Below are 25,806 nucleotides of genomic sequence, written 5' to 3'. Positions count from 1 at the left end.
GCCCGTGCCGCCGGGCGCCGTTCGGGACGCCCCTGCCGCCGGGGCCGTCGGCGGGCGCCGGTTCAGGAGGCCCGTGCCGCCAGGGCCGTCGGCGGGACGCCGTGGAAGACGTGGTCGTAGCCGTGCGGCTCGCCCGCGTCGGAGAGCAGGTACGCCTGCGCCTCGCCCACGTGGAAGTACATCCCGTGGAGGGTGAGGCTGCCGTCCGCGAGCCGGCGCGCCACCGACTCGTACGCCCGCAGGTGCTCCAACTGCTGCACCACGTTGGTGAGGCACAGCTGCTCGACCGCGTCCGCCGGCAGCCGTCCGGAGATCCGCGCCCAGGCGTGCCGGCGGCTCGCCATCCGCTCCAGGCTCGGTCTGCCGTGCCGCAGCCAGCGGCGCAGCGGCGTCGCCGGATCGTCCGGCCCGGCGCCGAGCAGGGCCTGCATGGCGCCGCACCCGGAGTGGCCGCAGACGGTGATCGACTGCACCCGCAGCACGTCCACCGCGTACTCGATCGCCGCCGCCACCGAGTCGTCCCCGCTCTCCTCGCCGGGCAGCGGCACCAGATTGCCGACGTTGCGCACGGTGAAGAGGTCGCCGGGGCCGCTGGCGGTGATCATGCTGGTGACCAGCCGGGAGTCGGCGCAGGTGAGGAAGAGCTGCGAGGGGCGCTGGCCCTCCCGGGCGAGCCGGGCCAGTTCGTCCCGGACCAGCGGGGCGGTGTTCCGCTGGAACTTGCCGATGCCCTGCGCCAGTTGATGGCCCGTCGGGCGCGGGGCCTCCTCGGCCGGGGCGGCGGCCGGCGCCGGCTCCTCGGCGCACTGGTGGTTGTGCCAGGGGGTCCAGGGGCGACAGCAGGGGTGGGGGGAGGCGTCCGGCGCGTCGGCCGCACCGGGGTCCGGGGCGGCGGGGGAGCCGGTGATGCGGGCGCCGGTGGGGCCGGTCAGTTCGACCGCGCCGCCGTGGGCCGTGTGACCGGCCGACCAGTCGTTCAACGCCTCGTACGCGGCGTGGTCCATGAACGAGCCGTCCAGCTCCACGGTCACCTCCGCGCCCGCCGGGACCTGGTGCAGCGTCCGGCTCAGCCGGGGCACCGCGAGGAAGGTCAACTGGCCGCGCACGCGCACCAGTCGGCGCCCGTCGCGCTCCTCCAGGGTGATCCGGGTCCGGGCCAGCCGCTGCATCGCGACGGCGACGGCGACGGCGATGCCGAGGGCGACGCCCTCCAGGACGCCGACCAGGACGACCCCGGTCAGCGTCACCGCGTAGACCACGACCTCGCGGTGCCGGGTGACCGTACGGATGTGGGTGATGCTCACCATCTGGATGCCGACCACCATGACCAGCGCGGCGAGCGCGGCCAGCGGGATCAGGTCGATGGCGGGCACCAGCAGCAGCGCGGCGAGCACGATCCACAGGCCGTGCAGCATCGTCGAGGCGCGACTGACCGCGCCCGCCGAGACGTTGGCCACGCTGCGGACCGCGACTCCGGCGACCGGGAGGCCGCCGAGCGCCCCGGAGACCATGTTGGCCGCGCCCTGGCCGGCCAGCTCACGGTCGAGGTCGGCGCGCGGGACGCCCCGGCCCCGGTCCGGGCGCGCGGCCACCAGCTTGTCGACGGCGACGGCGGAGAGCAGCGACTGCACGCTGGTGACCAGGGTGATGGTCAGCACGCCGGCGGCGATGCCGAGGACCGGCCCCTCGGGCAGCCCCGGCAGCGCGTGGCTGCTCCAGGAGGGCAGGTCGACGCGGGGCACGGTGAGGCCCGCGGCCACCGCGAGCACGGTCGCGCCGCCGACGCCGACCAGCGCGGCCGGGACCTTGCGCAGCGACCGGCCCACGCGGCCCGGCAGCCGGGGCCAGCCGAGCAGGAGGGCGACGGTCAGCCCGCTGATGGCGAGCGCGGCGGGTCTGGCGTCCGCCAACTGGGCGGGCAGACCGAGGGCGTTGGAGACGGCGGAGCTCTGCGGGGTGCCGCCGAGGACGATGTGCAGCTGGGCCAGGGCGATGGTGACGCCGATGCCGGCCACCATGCCGTGCACGATGGCGGGCGAGACCATGAGCGCCGAGCGGGCCACCTTCAGGGCGGCCAGGGCGAGTTGGGCGAGTCCGGCGAGGACCGTGATGGCGCAGGTGGTGCGCCAGCCGTACCGCTGGATCAGCTCGGCGGTGACGACGGTGAGGCCGGCGGCCGGGCCGCTCACCTGGAGCGGGGAGCCGCCGAGACGGCCGGCGACCAGGCCGCCGACGGCGGCGGCGACCAGTCCGGCCTGGAGCGGGGCTCCGGTGGCGAGGGCGATGCCGAGCGAGAGCGGCAGCGCGATCAGGAAGACGGCGATCGACGCGGAGACGTCCACGCCGGCGGGGCGGAATCCGCGGCCGCTCCCGGGCGGGCTGTGGGGCCGCTGGACGCGTGGTCGGTTGGGGGTGCGGGCGGGGGTGACGAGGGTCATCCGGTCTCCTCCAAGGCCGAACGGGTACCTCAACTCTGAGTAAACGAATCGTAATGGAGAGTAAAGTCTCCGGCATTATTTTCGGGGCAAACAGGGCAATGGTTCACCGGTTCCGGTGAATGGGGGGCGCATTGCCGCTTGTCGTTTCATCTTCCCGGCGGGCCGGGTGCGACGTTGACGCCGCTCGGTCGTCAGTCGGAGAAGGCCCGTCGGAGAAGAGAGGTGGGCGGATGTCAGCCGCCGTACGAGGAAGTACGTTCCGGAGGAAGGCGCTGGCCGCCGGCGCCCTCACCGTCGCCCTGGTCGGCGGTCTGGCCGGCTGCTCGGAGCCGGCCGCCCCCGGCCCGGCCGCCCAGGGCGCCCCCGGAGCGGGGACGGGCGCGAAGAAGGGCCCCGCCGCCGCGCCGGAGAACCCGGTCCGGCTGATCGGCGACGGCTCCACCGCCTACACCGGTGCCCAGCCGCACCAGCCGTCCTGGAAGAAGCTCAAGCCGGGCGAGGCACCGCCGCAGTTCGTGGTCTTCTCCTGGGACGGCGCCGGCGAGGACAGCCAGAAGCTCTTCTCCCACTTCCGGAACGTCGGCAAGAAGTACGACGCGACCATGACGTACTTCCTCAGCGGGGTGTACCTCCTGCCGGAGGAGAAGCGGGCGATGTACGACCCGCCGAAGCACTCCGCCGGCCGCTCCGACATCGGCTTCAACGACGTCGAGGGCATCCGCGACACCGTCCGCGAACTGCGCGGCGCGTGGCTGGAGGGCAACGAGATCGGCACCCACTTCAACGGGCACTTCTGCGGCGCCGAGGGCGGCGTCGGCACCTGGTCCGTGGAGGAGTGGAAGAGCGAGATCCGGCAGGCCAAGTCCTTCGTCAAGAACTGGAAGACCAACGCCGGCCTGCGCGCCGAGAAGCCGCTCCCCTTCGACTACGACAAGGAGCTCGTCGGCGCCCGCACCCCGTGCCTGGAGGGCCGCGAGAACTTCGTGAAGGCCGCCTCCGAGCTCGGCTTCCGCTACGACACCAGCGGGGTCAACGACCAGATCTGGCCGAAGAAGGACCACGGCCTCTGGGACCTGTCCATGCACCTGGTCCCGGTCCCGGGCCGCGCCTTCCAGACCCTGTCCATGGACTACAACTTCATGGTCAACCAGTCGCCCGGCACCACCCAGGGCGACCCGGGCATGCACCGCTACTGGGGCGACCAGATGCGCGACGGCCTCGTCCAGGCCTTCGAGCGCTCCTACCGGGGCAACCGGGCGCCGGTCATCATCGGCAACCACTTCGAGTCCTGGAACGGCGGCACCTACATGCGCGCCATCGAGGAGACCATCGCCACGGTCTGCGTCCAGAAGGACGTCGAGTGCGTCTCCTTCCGCCAGCTCGCGGACTGGCTCGACGCCCAGGACCCCGCCGTCATCGCCAAGATGCGCACCCTGAAGGTCGGCGAAGCCCCCGCCGGCGGCTGGTCCGCCTTCCTGGCCCCCCGCCCCGCGCCCGCCGCGCCCGCGGCCCGGCCGGCCGCCCGGAGCTGACCGCCTCCCCGCCCCGGGGCCGGCCCCCCACCGTCGGGCCGGCCCCCTCGTGACCGTCCCCGGCCGGGGCTACCGTCCGGCGGTGGCCGGTTCGCCGAGGACGAAGCCGGGGTCGACCTGCGCCGCCAGGTCGGCCCCGGTCTTCGCGTTGCCCCAGCTCTCCGCGTTGCGGAGGTGGAAGTGGACCATCTGGCTCGTGTAGCGCCGCCAGTCGCGGCGCGCGTACGAGTCGTCCGCCGCCTCCCGCAGGGTCCGCAGCGCACGGTGGTTCTCCGGCTCCAGCTCCTCGAAGCGCGGCGGCCGGCCCTTCTCCATCGCGCGGACCCAGTCCGAGTGGCCGACCGTGACGAGCAGGTCCTCGCCGACCTCCTGGCGCAGGAAGTCCAGGTCGTCCGGGCCCTGCACCTTGTTGCCGACGACCTTCAGCGCGACGCCGAAGTCCCGTGCGTACTCCTTGTACTGGCGGTACACCGACACGCCCTTGCGGGTCGGCTCGGCGACCAGGAAGGTCATGTCGAAGCGGGTGAACATGCCCGACGCGAAGGAGTCCGACCCGGCCGTCATGTCGACGACGACGTACTCGTCGGCCCCGTCCACCAGGTGGTTCAGGCACAGCTCCACCGCGCCGACCTTCGAGTGGTAGCAGGCCACCCCGAGGTCCGCCTCGGTGAAGGGGCCGGTCGCCATGAGCCGGACCTCGCCCGGGTCGAGCCGGACCGGCCGCGCGCACGCCTCGTACACCGGGTTCTCCTCGCGGACCCGCAGCAGTCGCGAACCCTCGCCGGGCGGCGTCGTCTTGATCATCGTCTCGGCCGAGACGATCCGGGGGTTGCTGCCGCGCAGGTACTCCTTGATGAGCGGCAGGTGCGCCCCCATCGCGGGCAGCGCGGCCGCCTCCGCCTCGGAGAGGCCGAGCGCGGCCCCCAGGTGCTGGTTGATGTCCGCGTCGACGGCGACGACCGGCGACTCGGTGGCGGCGAGGTGGCGGACGAAGAGCGAGGACAGCGTCGTCTTGCCGCTGCCGCCCTTCCCGACGAAAGCGATCTTCATGTTCACCTAGCGTAGCGGCACGAACGCGCGCCGTGGTCAAGGTCTATGAAGAAGACCACTCCATCGTGGGGCGGGCCCCGGGGGCGCGTAGCCTCCTTGCCTATGAGTACGCACGCCTCTGACCCCTTGGCCGCCCTCGGCACCCTGCCGGGCGTCGCCGACGCGGTGGACTCCGTACGCAAGGCCGTCGACCGGGTCTACGGCCACCGCGTGATGCGCCGCCGCAGCAACGAGATCGCCTCCGAGGCTGCGCTCCGCGGCGCCCGCGGCTCGGCCGCGCTGGCCGGTGCCGACTGGGCCCTGGAGGAGGTCCGCCGCCGGACCGACTTCAGCGCCGACCCCGAGGCCCGCACCGTCGGCGCTGCCCTGCGGCTGAGCGCCGAGGCGGGCCAGCTCCTCTCCATCTGGCGCCAGTCGCCGCTCCGGGTCCTCGCCCGGCTGCACCTGGTCGCCGCGGGCGAGCACGAGGCTTCCGTGGGGCGTCCGCGCCTGGCCGGCGAAGCCGTGGCCGAGCCGCTGATCGAGGCCCCGCTGCCGGCCCCCGACGAGGTCGCCGCCCGTCTCGACGGCCTCGCGGACCTCGTCGTCGCCGGCAGCGAGGCCCCGGCGCTCGTCGTCTCCGCGGTGGTCCACGGCGAACTGCTCGCCCTGCGCCCCTTCACCTCGCACAACGGCCTGGTCGCCCGGGCCGCGGAGCGGATCGTGCTGGAGGGCAGCGGTCTCGACCCGAAGGGCATCTGCCCCGCCGAGGTCGGCCACGCGGAACAGGGCCGGGCCGCCTACGCGGCCGCCTTCGAGGGGTACCTGTCCGGCACCCCGGAGGGCGTCGGCGCGTGGATCGCGCACTGCGGCCGCGCGGTGGAACTCGGCGTCCGGGAGTCGACGGCGGTCTGCGAGGCGCTCCAGCGCGGCGCGGCCTGAACCGGCCCCGGGTCGTTTGGACCGCTTCGGATCCGGCCTGAGCCGGCCCGGTCCGGCTCGGAGGGGCCCCTGACATGGGTTGCGGCGGTACCGGAAATCAGTACCGCCGCTGGCACGTCCACCCAGTTACCAAGCGTCCTCGATATGTGCCCATCAGGCGGGGTACTTTGCCCTTCGCCTGGTGCGGCTGGCCCGTAATCGACGGGTCGACGTCGCGTGGGTGCCAGGTTTTTGTGCGTCAGGTCCGTGGGGCCTTGATGCTCAACAGGTGATCCTCTCGGATGTCCCAGGTCTCGCGGGCCTGATTCCTTTCTACTCCTGTCCGCCGGTAAGCGAAAGTGGTAGCTCCGCTTCTTTGCGGTCTTTCCGGATCGGGGGAAATCGGGACAAGGCGTCAGCCGGCGGCGAGGAGCGCGGCCGCCCTGGCCCGGTGGCGCCGGCGGGTGGCGTACCAGACCAGCCCCGCCGTGGCCGCCGCCGCACCCACGGCCGCCGCGGCCATGAGCGTCGGGCGGGGCGGCATCCGGAACTCCGGCAGCCGCTGCTTGAGCCGCACCGGCCGGTTGAACACCAGCACCGGCCACTCCCGGGCGGTCGCCTCGCGGCGCAGCGCCCGGTCCGGGTTGACCGCGTGCGGGTGCCCGACGGCCTCCAGCATGGGGATGTCGGTCGCCGAGTCGCTGTAGGCGTAGCAGCGGGCCAGGTCGTACCCCTCCGACTCCGCCAGGGCCCGGATCGCCTCGGCCTTCGTCGGGCCGTAGGCGTAGTACTCCACCTCGCCGGTGAAGCAGCCGTCCTCGCCGACCACCATCCGGGTGGCGACGACCCGGTCGGCCCCCAGCATCTCCCCGATCGGCTCGACCACCTCGGCGCCGGAGGTGGACACGATCACCACGTCGCGGCCGGCGGCGTGGTGCTCCTCGATGAGGGAGGCGGCCTCGTCGTAGATGATCGGGTCGATCAGGTCGTGCAGGGTCTCGGCGACCAGTTCCCTGACCTGGGCGACGTTCCAGCCTTTGCAGAGCGCGGAAAGGTATTCGCGCATCCGCTCCATCTGGTCGTGATCGGCCCCGCCGACGAGGAACACGAACTGGATGTAGGCCGTCCGCAGGGCGGCGCGGCGGCTGATCAGCCCGCCCCGGTAGAAGGACTTGCTGAAGGTCAGCGTCGAGGACTTCGCAATGACCGTCTTGTCCAGGTCAAAGAAGGCGGCTGTGCGCGGCAAGGAGTGGTTTTCCACAACGCTGAGCATAGGTGCCCGCCATTCGGCGTACGCTGGGGCGCGTGGGTTTGCCTGAGAAGGCTCTCGGGTACACCATGGAAGTCACGGATCGTTCGCGACCGTGCATACCCGGTCCGGCTCCTCCCCCCCCGAGTCGGCCGGAGAGACGACCCCCGCTCTCCCCCCCGGCGGGGGTCGTCGCATGTCCGGGGCCGTTTTTCCGCGCTGAGCCATCGCTCGCTCCTCTCTCTCGTGTCGCCGTGGGTCCGGCCGCCCCCGGCCCGGCGATCCCCTCACTCGTCACACAGCGTAACCGGCGGACTGCGTTCCGGGCAGCCCTCGGACGGGTGGTCGAGATATTCACAGGCGGGTGCTTATCCACAGTTTTTCGAGGGGCTCCGCACGATTTCCCCGGCGGCCTCACGGTGATTCCCGTCGCGAAGTTCGCGGCCGGCAGGAATCACGAGAGGGGTGTGCACGATGCAGGAGCCGACGGCTTCCCGCACGGGCGGGACGGAGCACGAGGGCGCGACGCGCGGCGGGGAAGGGGTGCGCGGGCCCGGCCCGCTGATCGTCACCGAGGACGTCGCGCTCCTCGACGATCTGCTGCGGCTGTGCGCCGCGGCCGGGGTCGAGCCCGAGGTGTACCACCGGGTGCCCGAGCGGCGGACGGGCTGGACCGATCCCCCGCTCGTGCTGGTCGGGGAGGACGCGGCGGCACGCTGCCGGGGCGCCGCCCGCCGGCCCGGCGTCGTCCTCGTCGGGCGCGGGCAGGACGATCCGGAGGCGTGGCGGCTCGCCGTCGAGATCGGCGCGGACAGCGTGCTCCGGCTGCCCGGCGCCGAGTCCCCGCTCGTCGACCGGATCGCCGACGCCGCCGAGGGGGCCGGCCGGACGGCGCTGACCGTCGGCGTCGTCGGCGGACGGGGCGGGGCGGGCGCCTCCACCCTCGCCTGCGGGCTCGCCCTCGCCGCCGCCCGCACCGGCCGGCGGACCCTGCTCGTCGACGGCGACCCGCTCGGCGGAGGGCTCGACGTGCTCCTCGGCGCCGAGCGGGAACAGGGCCGGAGGTGGGGCGACTTCGCCGCCTCGAAGGGGCGGTTGGCCGGCGGCGCCCTGGAGGAGTCGCTGCCCGCCGCCCGCGGGGTGCGCGTCCTCAGCTGGGGACGGGAGCCGACCGGCGCCGTCCCGCCCGAAGCGGTCCGGTCCGTGCTCGCCGCGGCCCGCCGCCGGGGCGGCGTCGTCGTGGTCGACCTGCCGCGCGCCGTCGACGGGGCCGGGGCCGAGGTCCTGGCCCAGCTCGACCTCGGGCTCCTCGTCGTCCCCGGTGAGCTGCGGGCGGTCGCCGCCGCCCACCGGATCACCGACACCCTCGCCGCGGCCGTGCGCGACCTGCGGGCCGTGGTCCGGGGGCCGTACGCGGCGGGACTCGACGAGCGCTGGATCGCCGACGCGCTGCGGCTGCCGCTCGCCGGCGAACTCCCCTACGACCCCGGCATCGTGGCGGACCAGGACACGGGCACCCCGCCGGGCGCCGAGCCCCGGGGACCCCTCGGCCGCTTCTGCGCCGCGTTCTGGGACCGCGCGCTGCCCGCCGGGGGTGCGGCGTGAAGGGGGCGGGCGCGGCGGAGACCGCGGCGGCCGCCGTCCCGCCCGGCGGACCGGTGGGACGGACGGGCGGAGCCGGACTGCTCGACGCGGTGCGGCAGCGGCTCGCGGCGAGCGGGGCCGAACCGACCCCGGCCCGGGTCGCGGCCGCCCTGCGGGCCCAGGGGCGCCTGCTCGGGGACGCCGAGGTGCTGGGCGCCGCCGAGGAGCTGCGGTGCGAACTGACCGGCGCCGGGCCGCTGGAGGCCCTGCTGGCGGACCCCGACGTCACCGATGTCCTCGTCTCGGCGCCCGACCGGGTCTGGGTCGACCGGGGCTCCGGCCTGGAGCGGGCGCCGGTCGTCTTCCCCGACGCCGCCGCCGTGCGGAGGCTCGCCCAGCGGCTCGCCGCGGTGGCCGGCCGCCGCCTCGACGACGCCCGGCCCTGGGTCGACGCCCGGCTGCCCGACGGCACCCGGATGCACGCGGTCCTGCCGCCGGTCGCGGTCGGCTCCACCTGCCTCTCGCTGCGGGTGATGCGGCCCCGGGCCTTCACCCTGGAGGAGCTGACCGCCGCCGGGACGGTGCCGCCCGGCGGCGACCGGATCCTGCGCGCGCTGATCGAGGCCCGGGTGTCGTACCTGGTCAGCGGCGGCACGGGGACGGGCAAGACGACCCTCCTCGCCGCCCTGCTCGGCCTGGTCGGCGAGCGGGAGCGGATCGTCCTCGCCGAGGACTCGGCCGAACTGCGCCCGGACCACCCCCACGTGGTGCGCCTGGAGGCCAGGCCGCCGAACCAGGAGGGCGCCGGTCTCGTCACCCTGCGGGACCTGGTCCGCCAGGCCCTGCGGATGCGGCCCGACCGGCTGGTGGTCGGCGAGGTGCGCGGCGGCGAGGCCGTCGACCTCCTGGCGGCCCTGAACACCGGCCACGAGGGCGGCTCGGGGACGCTGCACGCCAACACGGCCTCCGACGTCCCCGCCCGGCTCGAAGCGCTCGGCACGGCCGCCGGACTCGACCGGGCCGCCCTGCACAGCCAACTGGGCGCCGGCCTGTCCGCCGTGCTGCACCTGGTGCGGGACGCCGACGGGCGCCGCCGGATCGCCGAGGTCCACGTCCTGGAGCGGGACCGGGAGGGCCTGGTGCGGACGGTGCCCGCGCTCCGCTGGGCCCCCGCCGGATTCGAGCGGGACCGGGGCTGGCCCCGGCTGCGCTCGCTCGTCGGAGGCGCCCCGTGACGGCCGCGCGCTTCCCGGGAGACCTCTGCCTCGTCGCGGGCGCCCTGCTCGCCCTGTGGCAGGCGGCCGTACGCCGCGGGGCGGCCCGGCGGACCCGCGCCCTGCTCCTCGGGCCGGGGCCGGCGCACGGCGGTGCCGCCGCCCGGGCGGCCGCGGCGCGTGGGTGGGCGGCGGTCCGGGACCGGCCCGAATGGCTGTGCCTGCCCGCCGCCGGAGCGATCGCCCTCCTCGGGGAGTCCCCGCTGCCCTTGGTCGCCGGCGCCGCGGCCGTCCCGCTCGTGCGGCGCCGGCTGCGGGCGGCGGCCCGGCGCGGGGAGCGCGAGGCGCTGGCCGGGCGCGTGGCGGCCCTGTGCGAGGCCACCGCCGGTGAGCTGAGGGCCGGCTGGCAGCCCGGCCGGGCCCTCGCGTACGCGGCCCGCCGCACCGGCGCCCTCGGCCCGGAGGAGGCGCGGGTGCTCGCCGCGGCCGGCTTCGGCGGTGACGTGCCGGAGGCGCTGCGGACGGCGGCCCGCCGGGACGGCGCCGAGGGGCTCGCGGGCCTCGCGGCCTGCTGGCAGGTGGCCGTGGACGGCGGCGCGGGGCTGGCCGCCGGGCTCGACCGGCTGGAGACGGCCCTGCGCGAGCAGAACGACCGGCGCGAGGCGCTGCGGGCCGAGCTGGCCGGGGCCTGGGCGACCGTCGCCGTGCTCGCGACCCTCCCCGTGGCCGGGATCGGCCTCGGCGCGGCCATGGGCGCCGAACCCCTGCGCATCCTGCTGCACACCCCCGCCGGAGGAGCCTGTCTGGTCCTCGGCGGCGCGCTGGAGGCGGCCGGGCTGTGGTGGGCCGCGCGGATCGTGCGGGGAGGGAGCGGCGATGCGGAGTGACCTGCTGCGGACGGCCCCGCTGCTGCTCCTGGCCTGCTGGTCGTGCGCCCTGCTCTGGCTGCGGCTGACGGGCGTCCGGCGGGAGCGGGGCGGCCGGCGACGGCTCGACACCCTGCTCGGGGCCGGGGCCGGGGCCGGAGCCGGAGCCGGAGCCGGAGCCGGGGGCAGGAAGAGGGCCGGGGGAGTGCTCCGCGCCGGGGTGCTTCTCGGGCCGGTGGCGGCGGCCTTGGCGGGTGCGGTCGGGGCGCTCGGCGTCCGGTGGTCGCCGCGACGGTCCGGGCTCTCCCGGGCGGCGGCCGGGGACCGGGAGGCGGCGCGGCGGCTTCCGCTGGCGGCCGATCTGCTGGCGGCCTGCGCCTCGGCCGGGGCCGGGCCCGGGGAGGCGGCGGAGGCCGTGGGGCGGTCGATGGGCGGGCCGCTCGGCGAGCGACTGCTTCGTACCGCCGCCGAACTGCGGCTCGGCGGCGAACCGGCCGAGGTGTGGGGGAGGTTCGGCGCGCTACCCGGCGCCGAGGGGCTCGCCCGCTGCATGGAGCGGGCCGGCTCCTCCGGGGCGCCCGCCGCGGACGCGGTGGCCCGGCACGCGGCCGGACTGCGGGCGGCGAGCGCCCGGACCGCCGCCGCCCGGGCCCGCCGGGCCCAGGTCCTGATCAGCGCCCCCGTGGGGCTGTGCTTCCTGCCCGCGTTCCTCGCGGTCGGGGTGGCCCCGGTGGTGATCGGCCTGGCGTCGGGCCTGCTCGGCCGCTGAGGACCGGGATCCGGGAGCGGGACCGGAACACGTACGAGCGACGCACAGAGCGACAGACAGAGCAACGGACAGAAGGGAAGACGGAGATGACGGAGATGACAGAGATGACGGCGATGACGGTGAGGAAGAAGAAGGCGTGCGCGCGGGCGCGGAAGGCGCTGAGGGCGTTCTGGGCGGTCCGGCGGGCCGCGCTGCGGACCGACGGCGGGATGAGCACCGTCGAGTACGCGCTGGGCATGCTCACGGCGGCCGGCGTCGCCGCCCTGCTCTACAAGGTCATGACGGGCGGGGCGGTCTCGGGAGCCCTGGAGTCGCTGGTCACGAAGGCGCTCGATGCGCCGTTCTGACCGGGGCTCCGTGACGGTGGAGGCGGCGGTCGTGCTGCCGGTGCTCGCGCTCTTCGCGATGGCGCTGCTGTGGGCGCTGGCGGCGTCCGCCGCGCAGATCCGGTGCGTGGACGCCGCCAGGGCGGGCGCGCGGGCGGCGGCCCGGTCGGAGCCCTCCGGGGCCGTGATGGCCGCCGCCCGGGCCGCTGCGCCCGAGGGGGCCCGGGTGGCGGTGGCGCGTGAGGGGGAGATGTGGCGGGTGACGGTGGAGGCCGCCGCGCCGGGCCCCGGCGGCCTGGGGGTGACCCTGCGGGCCGGGGCGGCGGCGCTCGCCGAGGACACGGTCGGGGGAGGTGGTCCGGGGTGAGGCGCGCGGGCGCCGACCGGGGCGCCGCGAGCGTGTGGACGGCCTTCGCCGCCTGCGCCCTGTGCGTGGTCTTCGGCGCGGTGCTCGCGCTCGGCCAGGCGGTGGCGGTCCGGCACCGGGCGGGCGGCGCCGCCGACCTCGCGGCCCTCGCCGCCGCCGACCGGGTCCTGTGGGGCGAGGCGGAGGCGTGCGCGGCGGCCGGCCGGGTGGCCTCGGCGCAGGGCGCCCGGCTGGTGCGGTGCCGGTTGACGGGCGCGGAGGCCGAGGTGACGGCCCGGGTGGTCCGCGGGGCGTTCGCCCCGGAGGTCAGGGCGCGGGCGGGCCCGGGGCCGTCGGCTTCTCCGCCCCGGTTCCCCGCTCCGCCTCCGCCGGACCCTCCGCCCGCGTCTCCCGCGGCGCCCGCGCCTCCCGGAGGGCCTGAGGGCCTTCCGGCTCCCGGGGGCCCTCCTCCCGGGGGCCCTGGGGACCTTCCGGCTCCCGGGGGGCCTCCGTCCCCGCCTCTCGCGGGGCCTCCCGGAGGAGTTCCGTGAGGAGGCGGACGGCGCCCCGCTTGTGGAGGGGGTCGTTGCCGTTGCCGCACTTGGGGGACTGGATGCAGGAGGGGCAGCCGGTCTCGCACTCGCAGGAGGCGATCGCCTCGCGGGTGGCGGCGAGCCAGGCCCGGGCGGTGTGGAAGGCGCGCTCGGCGAACCCGGCGCCGCCCGGGTGCCCGTCGTACACGAAGACGGTCGGCAGCAGGGTGTCCGGGTGGAGCGGGACGGAGACGCCGCCGATGTCCCAGCGGTCGCAGGTGGCGAAGAGCGGCAGCATGCCGATGGAGGCGTGCTCGGCGGCGTGCAGGGCGCCGCCGAGGATCTCCGGGTCGATCCGGGCGGCGTCGAGCTGGTCCTCGGTGACCGTCCACCACACGGCCCGGGTGCGCAGGGTGCGGGGCGGCAGGTCGAGCTTGGTCTCGCCCAGCACCTCGCCCGTGATCAGCCGGCGGCGCAGGAAGGAGACGACCTGGTTGGTGACCTCGACGGAGCCGTAGCAGAGGCGGCCCGAGCCCCACGGGACCTCGGTGTCGGTCTCCAGGACGCGGATGGAGGTGGTGTCGCGGGCGGTCGTCGAGTACGGCGGGACGGCCTCCTCGACGAGGGCGACGGAGTCCTCCAGGTCCAGCTTCCTGACCAGGTAGGTGCGGCCCTGGTGGAGGTGGACGGCGCCCTCGTGGACGGCGGTGTGGGAGGCGGCCTCGTCGACCGTGCCGAGGAGCCGGCCGGTGCCCTCCTCCACGATCCGGACCGGGCTGCCGCCGCCGCCCCGGATGTCGGCGAGGTCGGCGGCCCGCTCGCGGCGGGTCCAGTACCAGCCGCCGGGGCGGCGGCGCAGCAGCCCGGCACCCTCCAGCTGCGGCATGAGGCCGGGAGCGGCCGGGCCGAAGAGAGCGAGATCCGTCTCGGTGAGGGGAAGTTCGGAGGCGGCGGCGCACAGGTGGGGGGCGAGGACGTAGGGGTTGTCGGGGTCCAGGACGGTCGACTCGACCGGCTGGTCGAAGATCGCCTCGGGGTGGTGGACGAGGAAGGTGTCCAGCGGGTCGTCACGGGCGACCAGGACGGCGAGGGCGCCCTCGCCTGAGCGGCCCGCCCGGCCGGCCTGCTGCCACAGCGAGGCCCGGGTGCCGGGGTAGCCGGCGATGAGGACGGCGTCGAGGCCGGAGACGTCCACGCCCAGTTCCAGGGCGGTGGTGGCGGCGAGGCCGAGGAGTTCCCCGGAGTGCAGGGCCCGCTCCAGGGCGCGTCGCTCCTCGGGCAGGTAGCCGCCCCGGTAGGCGGCGACCCGCCGGGCGAGGGCGCGATCGGTCTCGGCGAGCCGCTCCTGGGCGATCACCGAGATCAGCTCGGCGCCGCGCCGGGAGCGGACGAAGGCGACCGTGCGGGCGCCCTGCCGGGTGAGGTCGGTGAGGAGGTCGGCGGTCTCGGCGGTGGCGGTGCGGCGGACCGGCGCGCCGCGCTCGCCGTGGAGTTCGGTGAGGGGCGGCTCCCACAGGGCGAAGACCAGTTCGCCGCGCGGGGAGGCGTCGTCGGAGACCTCGGTGACCGGCAGGCCGGTGAGCCGGCCGGCGGCGCGGGCCGGGTCGGCGGAGGTGGCGGAGGCGAGGAGGAAGACCGGCTCGGAGCCGTACCGGGCGCAGATCCGGCGCAGCCGGCGCAGGACCTGGGCGACGTGGGAGCCGAAGACGCCCCGGTAGGTGTGGCACTCGTCGATGACGACGTAGCGCAGGGAGCGCAGGAAGGAGGACCACCTGGGGTGGGCGGGGAGGATGCCCCGGTGCAGCATGTCGGGGTTGGTGAGCACGTAGTTCGCGTACTGGCGGACCCACTCGCGTTCCTCGACCGGGGTGTCGCCGTCGTAGACGGCGGGCCGGATCCGGTTGCCGAGCGGGGCGGCGAGCTCCCGGACGGCACGGCGCTGGTCGGCGGCGAGCGCCTTGGTGGGGGCGAGGTAGAGGGCGGTCGTCCCGCGCCCGTTCGCGGCCTCCGCGCCGTCGAGGAGGGTGGAGAGGACGGGGGCCAGATAGGCGAGCGACTTGCCCGAGGCGGTGCCGGTGGCGATCACCACGGACTCGCCGTCGAGGGCGTGCTCGGCGGCCTCGGCCTGGTGGGCCCAGGGGTGCTCGATCCCGGCCTCCTGGACCGCCGCGACCACCTCGGAGCGGATGCGGTCCGGCCAGACGGCATGGCGGCCCGCCCGGGCGGGCATGTGCTCCATATGAGTGATGCGCGCGGCACGGCTCTCGCCGGAGGCGAGCCGTTCCAGGAGCCGGTGCGGGGAGGGGCGGTCGCCCCTGTCCCCGGCGGGTCGGGCGGTGCGCTGATTCTTGGCCATCGGCACCGAGTGTGTCACCGGCGTGACGGACAATGCTTCCAAGGCGTCGTGCATGGCTGCTGGTAAGTGATTGAATGCCATCGCGGCTGGCGATTCGTTCTCTGACTCCGCCCGGGAGATCAGAGGAGCGAACGCCCGATAGCAAGGTGCTGGAGGATCCGTGGACCTGTCCCTGTCGACTCGCACTGTGCCCGGAGCTGGCGGCGACCGTACGGTCGTCGAGGTCGGTGGCGAGATTGATGTTTATACCGCGCCCAAGCTGCGCGAGCAGTTGGTCGAGTTGGTGAACGACGGCAGTTACCACCTGGTCGTCGACATGGAGGGCGTGGACTTCCTCGACTCCACCGGCCTCGGTGTGCTCGTCGGCGGCCTGAAGCGCGTCCGCGCGCACGAGGGCTCGCTGCGTCTGGTCTGCAACCAGGAGCGCATTCTCAAGATCTTCCGGATCACGGGCCTCACCAAGGTCTTCCCGATCCACACCTCGGTCGACGAGGCCGTCAACGCGGTCGACTGACCCGGGGGAGATCCCATGGCCACCGTTGAACTCCGCTTCAGCGCCCAGCCCGAGCACGTCCGCACCGCCCGCCTGGTGGCGGCCGCGGTCGCGCGCCGGGCCGGGGTGGACGAGGCGGTCCTCGACGAGGTGCGGCTCGCCGTCGGCGAGGCGTGTTCCCGCGCGGTCGGTCTGCACCGCAGCAACGGCGTCGTCACGCCCATCCGGGTCGTGCTGACCGAGGAGGAGAAGGCGTTCTCCATCGAGGTCGGTGACGAGGTTCCCGGTGCGGGCGCGGCGGCCGTCGCCGGTGTCCCCGGCGCGCGCGCCGAGGCCGCGGCGGAGGCCGCCGACGACGCCGACGGCGAGGACGAGATGGGTCTCGCGGTGATCCGCGGACTCGTCGACGACGTCGAGGTGACCGCCGGCGAGGACGGCGGCACCATTCGGATGAGCTGGCCCACCACGCCGGCGGAGGCGGACGCGGACGTCCTGTCCTAGACCCGCGTTCCCGAGAGACCGGGCGAGAGGCCCTGCCGCACGGCAGGGCCTCTTCGCTTTTCCCGCCCCCTCTCTCTTCGCTTCTCCCGCCCCTTCTCTCCGCTTTCCCGCTCTCCCTCCGCTTCCCGCCCCCCTCCGCTTTCCCGCCCTCGCCGGGGCAATCGATGGATTCCGCCGGGGTGCCGCCCCCGGGAGCCGGTTTGTCCCGCTTCGGATGCCTATGATCCGTGCCCATGGACCCGCAACCGGAACTGGCCCAGGCCACCGCCGCCCTCGCCGCGGCGGTGCTCACCAGCGGGAACCGGACGATCGTCGCCGTCGTCGCCGGTGTCGCCCTCGCCGCACTGGTCACCGCACGGCTCTTCGGCCGCCAGGTGCTCAAGGCCGGCGAGGGCACCCCCGCGATGCGGCGGATCGCCGCCGCCGTGCAGGAGGGCGCCAACGCCTACCTCGCCCGCCAGCTGCGCACCATCGGCCTGTTCGCCGTCGTCGTCTTCCTCCTGCTCCTGGCGCTGCCCGCCGACTCCTGGTCGCAGCGGGCCGGACGCTCGCTGTTCTTCCTGGTCGGGGCGTTGTTCTCGGCGGTCACCGGGTACGTCGGGATGCGGCTCGCGGTCCGGGCGAACGTCCGGGTCGCGGCGGCCGCCCGGGAGGCCGGCCCGGTCGACGGCGCGCCGGGGCACGACCCCGCCCGGCGGGCCATGCGGATCGCCTTCCGCACCGGCGGGGTCGTCGGCATGTCCACGGTCGGCCTCGGGTTGCTCGGCGTCGCCTGCGTCGTCCTCGTCTACGCCGCCGACGCGCCCAAGGTCCTGGAGGGGTTCGGCCTCGGCGCCGCCCTCATCGCCATGTTCATGCGGGTCGGCGGCGGCATCTTCACCAAGGCCGCCGACGTCGGCGCCGACCTGGTCGGCAAGGTCGAGCAGGGCATCCCGGAGGACGACCCGCGCAACGCCGCCACCATCGCCGACAACGTGGGCGACAACGTCGGCGACTGCGCGGGTATGGCCGCCGACCTCTTCGAGTCGTACGCCGTCACCCTGGTCGCCGCCCTCATCCTCGGCAAGGCCGCCTTCGGCGACCACGGCCTGGTCTTCCCGCTGATCGTGCCCGCCATCGGGGTCCTCACCGCCGTCATCGGCATCCTCGCCGTCGTGCCCCGCCGCTCCGACCGCGGCGGGATGCGCGCCGTCGACCGCGGCTTCTTCGTCTCCGCCGTCGTCTCCCTCGCCCTGGTGGCCGTCGCCGCCTTCGTCCACCTGCCCTCGTCCTACGCCGGACTGTCCGGCGTCACCGAGCCGGGACTGACCGGGCACGACGGCGACCCCCGGGTCCTCGCCCTGGTCGCCGTCGCCATCGGGATCGTCCTCGCCGCGCTCATCCAGCGGCTCACCGGCTACTTCACCGAGACCGGCCGGCGGCCCGTCCGGGACATCGGCCGCTCCGCGCTCACCGGCCCCGCCACCGTCGTCCTCGCCGGCGTCGCCATCGGCCTGGAGTCCGCCGTGTACGCGGCGCTGCTCATCGCCCTCTCCGTCTACGGGGCGTTCCTCCTCGGCGGCACCTCCGTCATGCTCGCGCTCTTCGCGGTCGCGCTCGCCGGGACCGGACTGCTCACCACGGTCGGCGTGATCGTCGCCATGGACACCTTCGGCCCCGTCGCCGACAACGCGCAGGGCATCGCCGAGATGTCCGGGGACGTCCGGGGCGCGGGCGCGCAGGTCCTCACCGACCTCGACGCCGTCGGCAACACCACCAAGGCGATCACCAAGGGCATCGCGATCGCCACCGCGGTCCTCGCCGCCGCCGCGCTCTTCGGCTCGTACCGGGACGCCATCGCGACCTCGGTCGCCGAGGTCGGCGCGAAGGCCGGCGAGATCACCCTCTCCATGGACATCTCCCAGCCCAACAACCTGGTCGGGCTGATCATCGGCGCCTCCGTCGTCTTCCTCTTCTCCGGACTGGCCGTCAACGCCGTCTCCCGGTCGGCCGGTTCGGTGGTGTACGAGGTGCGGCGGCAGTTCCGCGAGCACCCCGGGATCATGGACGGCAGCGAGACCCCGGAGTACGGGCGGGTCGTCGACATCTGCACCAAGGACGCGCTCCGCGAACTCGCCACGCCCGGACTGCTCGCCGTCACCGCCCCGATCGCCGTCGGCTTCGCGCTCGGCGTCGGCCCGCTCGGCGCCTACCTCGCCGGGGCGATCGGCACCGGCGCGCTGATGGCGGTCTTCCTGGCCAACTCCGGCGGTGCCTGGGACAACGCGAAGAAGCTGGTCGAGGACGGCCACCACGGCGGCAAGGGCAGCCCGGCGCACGAGGCGACGGTGATCGGCGACACCGTCGGCGACCCCTTCAAGGACACCGCGGGCCCGGCGATCAACCCCCTCCTGAAGGTGATGAACCTGGTGGCCCTGCTGATCGCCCCGGCGGTGGTGCGCTTCGGCCACGGCGAGGACGCGAACCCCTGGGCGCGGGCCGGGATCGCCGTCCTGGCGCTGCTCGTGGTGGCCCTCGCCGTCCGCGCCTCGAAACGGCGCCCGGTGGCCGTCTCCTGACGTGGCGTCCGTCTCATTCTCCCGTCGGCGGACCGCCGGGAGGCCGGGTGGCGCTTGGGTCAAACGGATTCAACACGGGAGGAATCACTCGTACGAAAGGTGGAAGTCGCCCGCGCGGCGTGTATGTTCCGGGGCCGAGAGTCTTGGAAGGGACCGATCCGGTGAACAAGAAGCTTGCGGCAGCGCTGTCCGGCGGTGCGGTACTGGTGCTCGTGCTGTCCGGTTGCAGCGAGGACGAGGGCGACAAGGTGAACGACTGGGCCAAGTCGTTCTGCGACCAGGCGAAGCCGCAGATCCAGAAGCGGGCCGACGCCCACCAGATCATCATCTCGACCGCGGCCGACAGCCGTCCGGCGGAGATCCAGGCCGCCGACTCCAAGGCGTTCAAGGACATCGCGGACGCCGACCGGGCGCTGGCGAAGGCCGTGGAGACCGCGGGCGTCCCGCCGGTCGAGAACGGCGAGAAGACCCAGAAGGACGTCATCGCGGAGCTCAACGCGACCGCCGTCGCCTACGACGGGCTGAAGAAGCAGGTCGACGCGCTCGACCCGACGAACCAGCAGAAGTTCGCCGAGGGCCTGAAGAACGTCGCCGACGGCCTCACCAAGATCGAGAAGATGGACCAGAACGCGCTGGCCACCCTGGAGAGCGGCGAGCTGGGCCAGGCCATGGCCAAGCAGCCGGGCTGCCAGAAGCCGACGCCGTCGGTGCCGAAGACGCCGTCCGGCTCGGCCTCCCCGAAGGCGGGCGCCACGGCCACCCCCTCCGCCACCGCCTCGCCGAAGGCGAAGGCCTCCGCCTCCTCGGAGTCGTAGCCTCCCCGCACGGCCGCGGCCGGCACCGGGCATCCGGTGGCCGGCCGTCGGGCTGTCGGTGGCCGGGTTGTCGGTGTCGGCGGTCACAATGGGGCCGTGAGTACGACCAGCCTGACCACCAGCCTCCCGGCGCCCACGCACGCCGCCCGACTGCGCGAGGCCCTGCTCGCCGCGGACTTCACCGCCGACGGCCTGCTCGACCTGCTCGGCGCCCCCGCCTACGCGGCGCTCGCCCGCAGCGAGACCGTGCCCGCCCTGCGCGCCACCCGCGGCGACTCCCCGCTGGAGACCCTCGTCCGGCTCTTCCTGCTCCAGCGGGGGGTCGAGCCCGCCAGGGCCGCCGCCGCCCTCCCGCTGGACGAGGCCCTGGCCGACGGCTGGGTGGTCCGGCAGGACGGCGCCGTCCTCGCCACCGTCGACGTCCGGCCGTACGGCGGCCCGGACGGCGAGGACTGGTTCATCGTCTCCGACCTGGGGTGCGCCGTCGGCGGCGCCGGCGGCATCGGCACGAAGGACGAAGGGGTCGTCCTCGGCGTCGGCGGCGCCTCCACCACCCTCGCCGGCATCACCGTCCGCACCCCGGTCGCCACCGCGCTCGACCTCGGCACCGGCTCCGGCATCCAGGCCCTGCACGCCTCCCGGCACGCCACCCGGGTCACCGCCACCGACCTCAACCCGCGGGCGCTGGACTTCACGAGGCTGACGCTCGCCCTCTCCGGGGCGCGCGAGGCCGAGCTCCTGGAGGGCTCGCTGTACGAGCCGGTCGACGGCGCCGCGTACGACCTGATCGTCTCCAACCCGCCGTTCGTGATCTCCCCCGGCGCCGGCCTCACCTACCGGGACGGCGGGATGAGCGGCGACGACCTGTGCCGCACCCTCGTCCAGCAGGCCGGCGAGCGGCTGAACGACGGGGGGTACGCCCAGTTCCTCGCCAACTGGCAGCACGTGGACGGCGAGGAGTGGCAGGAGCGGCTCCGCTCCTGGGTGCCGCGCGGCTGCGACGCCTGGATCGTCCAGCGCGAGGTGCAGGACGTCACCCAGTACGCCGAGCTGTGGCTGCGGGACAGCGGCGACCACCGCGGCGACCCCGAGGCGTACCGGGCGGCGTACGACCGCTGGCTGGACTCCTTCGAGGCGAGCGGGACCCGGGCGATCGGCTTCGGCTGGATCACCCTGCGGCGCGACCCGGCGGTGGCCGCCGGGAAGGCCGAGCCGTCGATCGTGATCGAGGAATGGCCGCACCCCGTGGAGCAGCCGCTCGGCCCGTACGTCCGCGCCCACTTCGAGCGCCAGGACTACCTGCGCACCCACGACGACGCCGCCCTGCTCGCCGACAGCTTCACCCTCGCCCCCGAGGTGGTCCAGGAGCAGGTCGGGCTGCCCGGCGCGGAGGACCCCGAGCACGTCGTCCTGCGGCAGAACCGGGGCGTGCGCCGCGCCACCCGGGTCGACCACGTGGGCGCCGGTTTCGCGGGCGTCTGCGACGGCACCCTCAGCGCCGGCCGGATCCTCGACGCGATCGCCCAGCTCATGGGCGAGGACCCGGTGCTGCTGCGGGACCGCACCCCGCAGGCGATCCGGCTCCTCGTCGAGGAGGGCTTCCTCACCCCGGCGTCCCTGCTGCCCGAGGAGGAGCGGGCCCCGGAGTAGCGGGGCACTACCGGCCATCTTCGTGAAACCGCCCGGCCCGGCCCGCGTCGTTCACCCGGAATTCGCGTCCCTGACGCCAGGAGGTGTCAGCCTCCCTCCGGGAGACACACACCGCGCGGGTACGGCGCCGGGACGGGAAGCGGGTACGGGCATGGAGAGCGGGCCGGCGATCTTCGCGGGAGCGGCGTTCACGCTGTTCGGGGGCGCGCTGCTGCTGTGGACCACGGTCCGGGTCCGGCAGGGCGAGCCCGTCGCGCTCGGCGTCGCCCCCCGCGCCGCCGCCGCCCTCACGGGCCTCGCCGGGGCCCTCTTCCTCGCCCTCGGCCTCTGGTGCTTCGGCCGCCTCTGAGACCCGCCCCACAGTGAACCGCCCCGCCGGTCCGGCAGTCCGGGCGGCAGGAAGGGCAGGAGTCGGGTTACCGTTCGAGTGGCCGTTGCGGGCTTTTGCCGTTTGACACGGGGGCGGGTTGTACCGTCACACTCCGCAGCGACGGGAGCGTCACCGTCCGTGGCGCTGCCGTGCGCGCCCAGCGTCGTACCGGCGCCGGGGTGGCGCCGCCAGCGCCGTACAGGCCAGCCCCTGGCCCGCCCGGGCCCGCACGGGCCCTGGAGAGTGTCGACCGGAGAGAAGAGCGAAGTTGTCCCCGACCAGCGAGACCGCACACGGCGGCCGCCGACTCGTCATCGTCGAGTCGCCTGCCAAGGCGAAGACGATCAAGGGCTACCTCGGCCCGGGCTACGTCGTCGAGGCGAGCGTCGGGCACATCCGTGACCTCCCCAGCGGCGCCGCCGAGGTGCCGGAGAAGTACACCGGCGAGGTGCGCCGCCTCGGCGTCGACGTCGAGCACGACTTCCAGCCCATCTACGTCGTCAACGCGGACAAGAAGGCGCAGGTCAAGAAGCTCAAGGAGCTGCTCGCCGAGTCCGACGAGCTCTTCCTCGCCACCGATGAGGACCGCGAGGGCGAGGCCATCGCGTGGCACCTCCAGGAAGTGCTCAAGCCCAAGGTCCCCGTCCACCGGATGGTCTTCCACGAGATCACCAAGGACGCGATCCAGCAGGCCGTGCGCAACCCGCGCGAGCTGAACAAGCGGATGGTCGACGCCCAGGAGACCCGCCGCATCCTCGACCGGCTGTACGGCTACGAGGTCTCCCCGGTCCTGTGGAAGAAGGTCATGCGCGGCCTCTCCGCCGGCCGCGTGCAGTCCGTCGCCACCCGGCTCGTCGTCGAGCGCGAGCGCGAGCGCATCGCCTTCCGCTCCGCCGAGTACTGGGACCTCACCGGCACCTTCTCCACCGGCCGTGCCGGCGACCCGAGCGACCCGTCCTCGCTGGTCGCGCGGCTCGCGACGGTCGACGGCAGGCGCGTCGCGCAGGGCCGTGACTTCGGCGCCGACGGGCAGCTGAAGACCGCGAACGTGCTCCACCTCGACGAGGAGAAGGCCCGCGCGCTCGCCGCCTCCCTCGCCGACACCCGCTTCACCGTCCGCTCGGTCGAGTCGAAGCCGTACCGCCGCTCCCCGTACGCGCCCTTCCGCACCACCACCCTCCAGCAGGAGGCCAGCCGCAAGCTCGGCTTCGGCGCGAAGGCGACCATGCAGGTGGCGCAGAAGCTGTACGAGAACGGCTTCATCACCTACATGCGTACGGACTCCACGGTCCTCTCCGACACCGCCGTCGCCGCGGCCCGCGCCCAGGTGACGCAGCTGTACGGCGCCGACTACCTGCCGGAGAAGCCGCGCGTCTACGCGGGCAAGGTCAAGAACGCGCAGGAGGCGCACGAGGCGATCCGGCCTTCGGGTGATCGTTTCCGCACCCCGGCCGAGACCGGTCTGACCGGCGACCAGTTCAAGCTGTACGAGCTCATCTGGAAGCGGACCGTCGCCTCCCAGATGAAGGACGCCACCGGCAACTCGGTCACCGTGAAGATCGGCGGCACCGCCGCCGACGGCCGCGACGCCGAGTTCTCGGCCTCCGGCAAGACGATCACCTTCCACGGCTTCATGAAGGCCTACGTGGAGGGCGCCGACGACCCGAACGCGGAGCTCGACGACCGCGAGCGGCGCCTGCCGCAGGTCGCCGAGGGCGACGCGCTCGCCGCCGAGGAGATCACCGCCGACGGCCACGCCACCAAGCCGCCCGCCCGCTACACCGAGGCCAGCCTGGTCAAGGAGCTGGAGGAGCGCGAGATCGGCCGCCCGTCGACGTACGCCTCGATCATCGGCACCATCCTCGACCGCGGCTACGTCTTCAAGAAGGGCACGGCCCTCGTGCCGTCCTTCCTCTCCTTCGCCGTGGTCAACCTGCTGGAGAAGCACTTCGGCCGGCTCGTCGACTACGACTTCACCGCCCGGATGGAGGACGACCTCGACCGCATCGCGCGCGGCGAGGCCCAGTCCGTGCCGTGGCTGAAGCGCTTCTACTTCGGCGAGGGCGAGGGCTCCGGAGCCGCCGCCGACGCCGGGAACGGCGACGGCGACCACCTCGGCGGCCTCAAGGAGCTCGTCACCGACCTCGGCGCCATCGACGCCCGCGAGATCTCCTCCTTCCCCGTCGGCGACGGCATCGTGCTCCGCGTCGGCCGCTACGGCCCCTACGTCGAGCGCGGCGAGAAGGACCAGGAGGGCCACCAGCGGGCCGACGTCCCCGCCGACCTGGCCCCCGACGAGCTCACCGTCGCCTACGCCGAGGAGCTGCTCGCCAAGCCCAGCGGCGACTTCGAGCTCGGCACCGACCCCGTCAGCGGCCACCAGATCATCGCCAGGGACGGCCGCTACGGCCCGTACGTCACCGAGGTCCTGCCCGACGACGTCCCGAAGACCGGCAAGAACGCGGTCAAGCCGCGCACCGCCTCCCTCTTCAAGTCGATGACCCTGGACACGGTCACCCTGGAGGACGCGCTCCGGCTGATGTCGCTGCCGCGCGTGGTCGGCACCGACCCCGAGGGCGTCGAGATCACCGCGCAGAACGGCCGGTACGGCCCGTACCTCAAGAAGGGCACCGACTCGCGGTCGCTGACCAGCGAGGACCAGCTCTTCACCATCACCCTGGAAGAGGCGCTGGCGATCTACGCCCAGCCCAAGCAGCGCGGGCGGGCCGCCGCCAAGCCGCCGCTGAAGGAACTCGGCACCGACCCCGTCAGCGAGAAGCCCGTGGTCGTCAAGGACGGCCGCTTCGGCCCGTACGTGACGGACGGCGAGACCAACGCGACCCTGCGCACCGGCGACAGCGTCGAGACGATCACGCCGGAGCGCGGCTACGAGCTGCTCGCCGAGAAGCGCGCCAAGGGACCGGCGAAGAAGACCGCCAAGAAGGCCCCGGCGAAGAAGACCGCCGCCAAGAAGACGGCCGCCAAGAAGACCACCGCGGCCAAGAAGACGGCGGCCAAGAAGACCACGACGGCCGCCAAGAAGACGACCGCCGCGGCGAAGAAGACCGCCGCGGCGAAGCCGGAGTAGTCCGCGCCGCACGGCGACGGGAAGGGCGGGAGCGGGGCTCCCGCCCTTCCCACGTTTGTTCGGCCGAGGCCCCGGCGGGCGAGGCCGTCCGGATAGGGTGGACGGATGACGCGAGCAGAGCAGCCAGAGCTTCTGGGCGACTCCGAAGCCGCACCCGCCCCCGGCGCCGCCCCCGTCTCCGACGCGGCCCTCGTCGCGGACTCCCGGGAGCGCGCCGTACGGGCCCTCGTCCGCCACCAGCCGCTGCGCCGGCTGTGGAGCGCCCAGGCCCTCGGCGGGGTCGGCGACGCCCTCGCCCTCCTCGTCCTCGTCCTCCTCGCCCTCCAGGCGGGGGCGGCCCAGGACGCGCTGGGCGGAGGAGCGCGGGGCCTCGCCTTCGCCGTGGCCGCCGTCGTCGGCACCCGGCTGCTCGCCACCGTCCTCTTCGGCGCCGTCCTGCTCGGCCCGCTCACCGGTCTCACCGCGCCCGGCGCGGCCCTCGACCGGCGGTGGACCATGATCGGCGCCGACGGGCTGCGGATCGCGCTGCTCGTCATCGCGCCCCTGTGGATCGACTGGACCCCCGGCAGCGCCCTGTGGTTCCTCCTCGGCACCGTCTTCCTCACCGGTGCCGCCGAGCGCCTGTGGACGGTCTGCCGCGACGGCGCCGCGCCCGCCCTGCTGCCCGCCGCGCCCGTCGAGGGCGACGCGATCCGGCCGCTCCCCGACCACCTCGGCGCCCTGCGCACCCTCACCCAGCGCACCGCCTTCCTCGCCGTCCCGGCCGCCGCCGCCGTCCTGCTCGGCGCCACCCTGATCGGCAACCTGCTGGGCTCCGGCATCGACTGGTTCACGCTCCACCAGGCCGCCCTCGGCTCGTACGTCGCCGCCGGCCTCTTCGCCGCCTCCGTCAGCGTCCTCGCCGCGATGACCCTGCCCGGCGGCCGGACCCCGCGCCCCCGCTCGCCGCTGGAGGGGCTGCGCCGCCCCGGCGCCGACAAGGGCCGCACCGGAGCCGTACCGCTGCTCGTCCTGGCCTGCGCCACCGTCGCCGGCGCCATCGGCGCGGGCGGCGCGCGCCGGCCCCGCCCCCCCCGGCGCCCGCGCGGCCGGGGCCGCCCCCGCCCCCCGCGGCGGGGCGGGATAGGGAGATCACAAGAGGGAAGAACACAAACAAACACCCAGAAAC

General features: G+C 74.7%; 19 protein-coding genes and 2 pseudogenes. 17 read left to right on the top strand and 4 right to left on the bottom strand.

The window, feature by feature from the left end; all coding sequences use genetic code 11:
- Nucleotides 1-62 precede the first annotated feature (62 nt).
- Complete coding sequence (locus tag AB0E83_RS26315) at nt 63-2,438, bottom strand: SulP family inorganic anion transporter (protein ID WP_362116717.1); 2,376 nt, start codon at nt 2,436-2,438, stop codon at nt 63-65.
- Nucleotides 2,439-2,668: 230 nt separating this feature from the next.
- Here AB0E83_RS26315 and AB0E83_RS26310 point away from each other — a divergent pair, with 230 nt between their 5' ends.
- Nucleotides 2,669-3,970: a hypothetical protein gene (locus AB0E83_RS26310; RefSeq protein ID WP_362116714.1), complete on the top strand. Its 1,302-nt coding sequence runs from the start codon at nt 2,669-2,671 to the stop codon at nt 3,968-3,970.
- 69 nt (nt 3,971-4,039) lie between these two features.
- Here the strand turns inward: AB0E83_RS26310 and AB0E83_RS26305 are convergent, their stop codons facing one another.
- The gene (locus AB0E83_RS26305) at nt 4,040-5,020 is read right to left on the bottom strand and encodes an ATP-binding protein (RefSeq protein ID WP_362116711.1); all 981 of its coding nucleotides are present in this window, start codon (nt 5,018-5,020) and stop codon (nt 4,040-4,042) included.
- 102 nt (nt 5,021-5,122) lie between these two features.
- Here AB0E83_RS26305 and AB0E83_RS26300 point away from each other — a divergent pair, with 102 nt between their 5' ends.
- Entirely contained in the window at nt 5,123-5,941 is an 819-nt protein-coding gene (locus tag AB0E83_RS26300) for an oxidoreductase (RefSeq protein ID WP_362116708.1), read from the top strand.
- Between the two features lie 394 nt (nt 5,942-6,335).
- On the opposite strand, the gene AB0E83_RS26295 is transcribed toward AB0E83_RS26300, so the two are convergent.
- Nucleotides 6,336-7,193, bottom strand: a complete 858-nt coding sequence (locus tag AB0E83_RS26295; RefSeq protein WP_362116705.1) for an HAD-IB family hydrolase — start codon at nt 7,191-7,193, stop codon at nt 6,336-6,338.
- 450 nt (nt 7,194-7,643) lie between these two features.
- Here AB0E83_RS26295 and ssd point away from each other — a divergent pair, with 450 nt between their 5' ends.
- The 7 genes and pseudogenes from ssd to AB0E83_RS26260 form a co-directional block, all read left to right on the top strand.
- Entirely contained in the window at nt 7,644-8,774 is a 1,131-nt protein-coding gene (gene ssd / locus AB0E83_RS26290) for a septum site-determining protein Ssd (RefSeq protein ID WP_362116702.1), read from the top strand.
- A gap of 53 nt (nt 8,775-8,827) precedes the next feature.
- Nucleotides 8,828-9,988 carry a TadA family conjugal transfer-associated ATPase gene (locus AB0E83_RS26285; protein ID WP_362116756.1) on the top strand — a complete coding sequence of 387 codons (1,161 nt, stop codon included), beginning with the start codon at nt 8,828-8,830 and terminating at the stop codon, nt 9,986-9,988.
- On the top strand, nt 9,985-10,854 hold the full coding sequence (locus AB0E83_RS26280; protein WP_362116699.1) for a type II secretion system F family protein: 870 nt from the start codon (nt 9,985-9,987) through the stop codon (nt 10,852-10,854). Before AB0E83_RS26285 ends, AB0E83_RS26280 begins: the two co-directional genes overlap by 4 nt.
- Nucleotides 10,844-11,602, top strand: a complete 759-nt coding sequence (locus tag AB0E83_RS26275; protein ID WP_362116696.1) for a type II secretion system F family protein — start codon at nt 10,844-10,846, stop codon at nt 11,600-11,602. The genes AB0E83_RS26280 and AB0E83_RS26275 overlap by 11 nt, the downstream gene beginning before the upstream one ends.
- Nucleotides 11,603-11,688: 86 nt before the next feature.
- The gene (locus tag AB0E83_RS26270; protein WP_362116693.1) at nt 11,689-11,949 is read left to right on the top strand and encodes a DUF4244 domain-containing protein; all 261 of its coding nucleotides are present in this window, start codon (nt 11,689-11,691) and stop codon (nt 11,947-11,949) included.
- On the top strand, nt 11,936-12,295 hold the full coding sequence (locus tag AB0E83_RS26265) for a TadE family type IV pilus minor pilin (RefSeq protein ID WP_362116690.1): 360 nt from the start codon (nt 11,936-11,938) through the stop codon (nt 12,293-12,295). The genes AB0E83_RS26270 and AB0E83_RS26265 overlap by 14 nt, the downstream gene beginning before the upstream one ends.
- A pseudogene (locus AB0E83_RS26260) lies at nt 12,181-12,561 on the top strand (Rv3654c family TadE-like protein); the annotation flags it as partial. The gene AB0E83_RS26265 and the pseudogene AB0E83_RS26260, both read left to right, overlap by 115 nt.
- 40 nt (nt 12,562-12,601) lie before the next feature.
- Here AB0E83_RS26260 and AB0E83_RS26255 read toward each other — a convergent pair.
- Nucleotides 12,602-15,244 (bottom strand): DEAD/DEAH box helicase, encoded by a 2,643-nt coding sequence (locus AB0E83_RS26255; RefSeq protein WP_362116687.1) that lies wholly within the window; start codon nt 15,242-15,244, stop codon nt 12,602-12,604.
- A gap of 79 nt (nt 15,245-15,323) precedes the next feature.
- On the opposite strand from AB0E83_RS26255, the gene AB0E83_RS26250 reads away from it, so the two are divergent.
- The 8 genes and pseudogenes from AB0E83_RS26250 to AB0E83_RS26215 form a co-directional block, all read left to right on the top strand.
- Nucleotides 15,324-15,677: an STAS domain-containing protein gene (locus AB0E83_RS26250; RefSeq protein ID WP_030749286.1), complete on the top strand. Its 354-nt coding sequence runs from the start codon at nt 15,324-15,326 to the stop codon at nt 15,675-15,677.
- Nucleotides 15,678-15,692: 15 nt separating this feature from the next.
- Nucleotides 15,693-16,157 (top strand): ATP-binding protein, encoded by a 465-nt coding sequence (locus AB0E83_RS26245; protein WP_362116684.1) that lies wholly within the window; start codon nt 15,693-15,695, stop codon nt 16,155-16,157.
- A 233-nt stretch (nt 16,158-16,390) separates the two neighbouring features.
- A complete protein-coding gene (locus AB0E83_RS26240; protein ID WP_362116681.1) occupies nt 16,391-18,715 on the top strand; it encodes a sodium-translocating pyrophosphatase in 2,325 nt (774 codons plus the stop codon).
- A gap of 161 nt (nt 18,716-18,876) precedes the next feature.
- Entirely contained in the window at nt 18,877-19,530 is a 654-nt protein-coding gene (locus AB0E83_RS26235) for a small secreted protein (RefSeq protein ID WP_362116678.1), read from the top strand.
- A gap of 96 nt (nt 19,531-19,626) precedes the next feature.
- Nucleotides 19,627-21,180 (top strand): methyltransferase, encoded by a 1,554-nt coding sequence (locus AB0E83_RS26230; protein ID WP_362116676.1) that lies wholly within the window; start codon nt 19,627-19,629, stop codon nt 21,178-21,180.
- A 151-nt stretch (nt 21,181-21,331) separates the two neighbouring features.
- Nucleotides 21,332-21,529 (top strand): hypothetical protein, encoded by a 198-nt coding sequence (locus AB0E83_RS26225; protein WP_362116673.1) that lies wholly within the window; start codon nt 21,332-21,334, stop codon nt 21,527-21,529.
- A 289-nt stretch (nt 21,530-21,818) separates the two neighbouring features.
- On the top strand, nt 21,819-24,638 hold the full coding sequence (topA, locus tag AB0E83_RS26220; RefSeq protein WP_362116670.1) for a type I DNA topoisomerase: 2,820 nt from the start codon (nt 21,819-21,821) through the stop codon (nt 24,636-24,638).
- Nucleotides 24,639-24,743: 105 nt separating this feature from the next.
- Nucleotides 24,744-25,806, top strand: a pseudogene (locus AB0E83_RS26215) (hypothetical protein); the annotation flags it as partial.

Origin of the sequence: Streptomyces sp. NPDC035033 (genome assembly GCF_040636735.1) — a bacterium.
GTDB lineage: Bacteria > Actinomycetota > Actinomycetes > Streptomycetales > Streptomycetaceae > Streptomyces.
The sequence above is the reverse complement of the archived record's forward strand: the minus strand, read 5'-3'. Positions and strand labels throughout refer to the sequence as shown.

Coding starts and splice junctions, on each gene's coding strand:
- AB0E83_RS26245 (WP_362116684.1), top strand. CDS start 15,693: ATGGCCACCGTTGAACTCCGCTTCAGCGCCCAGCCCGAGCACGTCCGC.
- AB0E83_RS26265 (WP_362116690.1), top strand. CDS start 11,936: ATGCGCCGTTCTGACCGGGGCTCCGTGACGGTGGAGGCGGCGGTCGTG.
- AB0E83_RS26275 (WP_362116696.1), top strand. CDS start 10,844: ATGCGGAGTGACCTGCTGCGGACGGCCCCGCTGCTGCTCCTGGCCTGC.
- AB0E83_RS26310 (WP_362116714.1), top strand. CDS start 2,669: ATGTCAGCCGCCGTACGAGGAAGTACGTTCCGGAGGAAGGCGCTGGCC.
- AB0E83_RS26270 (WP_362116693.1), top strand. CDS start 11,689: ATGACGGAGATGACAGAGATGACGGCGATGACGGTGAGGAAGAAGAAG.
- AB0E83_RS26305 (WP_362116711.1), bottom strand. CDS start 5,020: ATGAAGATCGCTTTCGTCGGGAAGGGCGGCAGCGGCAAGACGACGCTG.
- AB0E83_RS26300 (WP_362116708.1), top strand. CDS start 5,123: ATGAGTACGCACGCCTCTGACCCCTTGGCCGCCCTCGGCACCCTGCCG.
- AB0E83_RS26315 (WP_362116717.1), bottom strand. CDS start 2,438: ATGACCCTCGTCACCCCCGCCCGCACCCCCAACCGACCACGCGTCCAG.
- AB0E83_RS26225 (WP_362116673.1), top strand. CDS start 21,332: ATGGAGAGCGGGCCGGCGATCTTCGCGGGAGCGGCGTTCACGCTGTTC.
- AB0E83_RS26240 (WP_362116681.1), top strand. CDS start 16,391: ATGGACCCGCAACCGGAACTGGCCCAGGCCACCGCCGCCCTCGCCGCG.
- ssd (WP_362116702.1), top strand. CDS start 7,644: ATGCAGGAGCCGACGGCTTCCCGCACGGGCGGGACGGAGCACGAGGGC.
- AB0E83_RS26255 (WP_362116687.1), bottom strand. CDS start 15,244: ATGGCATTCAATCACTTACCAGCAGCCATGCACGACGCCTTGGAAGCA.
- AB0E83_RS26295 (WP_362116705.1), bottom strand. CDS start 7,193: ATGCTCAGCGTTGTGGAAAACCACTCCTTGCCGCGCACAGCCGCCTTC.